Source organism: Hymenobacter lapidarius (assembly GCF_001816145.1).
GTDB classification, from domain to species: domain Bacteria; phylum Bacteroidota; class Bacteroidia; order Cytophagales; family Hymenobacteraceae; genus Hymenobacter; species Hymenobacter lapidarius.
Window position 1 is genome coordinate 1 of record NZ_MDZB01000009.1, and the last position, 2676, is coordinate 2676.

The window sequence follows — 2676 nt, forward strand, 5'->3', positions numbered from 1 at the left end:
GTGCGCCCCTTTTTTAGTCCACTGCATTTGTTGCCGCTTCACCATTCGCTTGGCCAGGACCTGGTTGACCGCCGACTCCACAAAGCCCGTGGAGACGCGTTCGCCGTAGCGACGGCGCTCGGCGTAGTCCACGATGAAGCCGCTGTTCTGCTCCACGTAGGTGTGAAAATCAGCAAGTAGCCGGGCCAACGGCTTCCATTTGCTGTATTTCCTGGCCACGAGCGGGTCCTCCTGGTGCACGGCCAGGGCGTCGTCCAAGTCCCGTATTTTCTCCAGGGCCCGCTCGGAGTTGCCGTGCCAGAGGTGCCATTTGATGCTGGTCAAGCCGTCTTGCAGCGCTTTGCCCCCGGCCGCGTCGACCTGGGCGAAGCCCAGCGCGTACTGCTGCAGCACCGTCAGGCGCATGGTCAGGTGAAACCAGTCCAGGATATGCGTGGACTCCGCGCTCAAATAGCTGGTCAGCGAGCGCAGCACCGCGGCGCCGTCGGTAAAGAATTCCACCGACTGATTGGCCTGCAGCCCCTGCGAGCGCAGGACCTCAAACACGCGCCGCCGCGGCTTGGCGTCGACCTCCTGCACGAAGCCGAAGCATTTGGCGGCCCCTTCGGCGGGAATGCTTTTGCCCGCAATCACCTCGAAACAGCCTTTTTTATGCCAGTGCCGGACGTAGCCGCCGTCGAGGCCGACCACCAGCGGGCGGGGCGGGCACGGCAAGGCCTCGCGGTCGCGCTGGCAAACGCCGTGAAAAGGGGCCACTTCCTCGGGCAACTGCTGTTCCTGCGCCTCGACCACGGCGTGCAGGCGCTGCTGGATGGTCGTGCCCGATGGTTTTTCACCCAGGGGCAGCACGTCGTGGAGCAAATCGGTCGTTTTCTGGTAGGGAATCAGGCTGGCCCACTTGGTTTCCAGAAACAACCGCTCCGGCGTCACGTGCTGCGGAAAGAGGTGCTGCAGGGGGCTGAAGGTCTTGGGTCCTGCCTCGGTGGACGGCAGATAGTAGCGCGGGCTGTTGACCGTGACGTTGCCGAACAAGGTTTTCAGCTGGAGCGGGTAGCTGCCTTTCCTGCGCAAGCCGACGGGCTGGTACGCCTGCAGATGCGTCGCCACCTGCTGCGTAATCATCGTTTGCTGAAGGCGTTGCAGCAGCGTCTTGGACTCGGCCAGCGTCAGGCCCACACTAGCCAAACTCAGGTCCTCCCGGCTCCAGGTGAACACGTCTTCGAGGAGGGGCTCTTCGCCTTCCGACAGGCACGCCACCAGTTGTAGTTTGAATTCCATGATAGCGGGGGAGTTAAGGATTAGAGCAAGGTCTTCACTTTACGAACCGTGTTGATGGCCACGTCGCACAGCTTGGCCGTGTTACGTACGCTCAGGCCCGCGTGCAGCTGCCGGGCGACGGCCGCATACTTTTTAAGAAAGACGGCCTTTTCTTCCGTCGCGCCTACCGGGCGGCCGATTTTGATGCCTTGCCGCCGCGCCTCGTCCATGCCCGAGAGAATGCGCTCGCGCAGGGTCTCGCGTTCCAGGCGGGCAAACTCGGCCAGCAGCGTGAACATGAACTGGGCCACCGGATTGCGTTTGCCGTTCTTGAGCGTTTCGAGGCCAAAATTTTGGACATAGATGCTGACGCCCAACTGCGTCAGCTCCTCTACTATCTGCAAGACTTCCACCGTGGAGCGGCCCAGGCGCGAGACCTCGCTGACTAATACTTTTTGAATGGCTCCTTGCCGGCTCAGTTCCAACAACTGCTGAATCCCCTCCCGGTCCTGGTTCCGCTTGGCTCCGCTAATCTTCTCCGAAATCTCGGCCACCACCTGCACGGCCTGGCTCTGGGCCACGGCGCGCAGGTCCTCCACCTGCCGCTGGTAATCCTGCTCCTTCTTGGAGACGCGAACGAAAATGACAGCCTGTTGCATGGCGCAAAGCTACCCGGGCCGTATCAAGAAAACCACTTGGTTTTCCTGATACAGCTTTCAGGATTCTAAATCCGCGAAAAAGTAGTCGTAACTGCCCTGCGAAAGCAGGAAATCGGGATTACCCTTTAGTTGATACAATTTCGCTAGTTTCTGGTTGACTTGCTGCTTGCCGAAGTGTTCGGGTCGAAAGGTCCAAAACCAGGTCGGCACGTCATCCTCCCGGATGTCCTCGCCAGCTAGTAGGCGGTCCCGAGCTTCGTAGGCCCAGCTGAACTGGTCCAGCGTGCGCTGGTTGTAGCCCTCGGGACCGGCGACCTCCTCCGGTGGGCAGGCCCGGTGGCCACTCACGCACACCGGATGGGTTGACAGAACGGTCGGGGGTAGTACTTTCTCCACTCGTATCTGATGGAGCCAGTAATCGCCGAAGTCGTAGGTGAACTTGTCGTTCGCCCGCCACGGGAAATCGCCCAGGTGGACCCGACGGGCATCGCCGGCAAAGTAGATACCGCCGACGTACGGCATCCCGTACTCCTTGCCCCAGAGCTTGAAGCTGTGCAGGTGCCAGTTGTCCCACCTCATCACCACCTGGAAGACGTGATGCGGTTCGGCCAGCGTCGTATCGCCCCGCACCAACACGCGCCGGCCAATCTGCGGGCTGATACCCAGCAAATGAATCTTGAGCTGGTAGACCGCCGCCAGCCGGTCAATACCGGATAAGATAGCAGCAGCAGCTGGTTGAGGCATGGCGTTTACCGATAGA

At 60.8% G+C, this 2676-nt stretch carries 3 protein-coding genes; all 3 read right to left on the reverse strand.

From position 1 onward, the window contains the following. A partial coding sequence (locus BEN47_RS00115; RefSeq protein WP_070724180.1) for an ISKra4 family transposase occupies window positions 1-1278 on the reverse strand: 1278 nt, incomplete at its 3' end. A gap of 20 nt (window positions 1279-1298) precedes the next feature. Next, window positions 1299-1916: a recombinase family protein gene (locus BEN47_RS00120; RefSeq protein ID WP_070724181.1), complete on the reverse strand. Its 618-nt coding sequence runs from the start codon at window positions 1914-1916 to the stop codon at window positions 1299-1301. 57 nt (window positions 1917-1973) lie between these two features. Then, window positions 1974-2676, reverse strand: a 703-nt coding sequence (locus BEN47_RS00125) for a plasmid pRiA4b ORF-3 family protein (RefSeq protein WP_204378253.1), incomplete at its 5' end; no start/stop codon positions are given.

Bases quoted from the DNA above. Each gene is read 5' to 3' on its own strand.
- BEN47_RS00120 (WP_070724181.1), bottom strand. From the start codon at position 1,916: ATGCAACAGGCTGTCATTTTCGTTCGCGTCTCCAAGAAGGAGCAGGAT.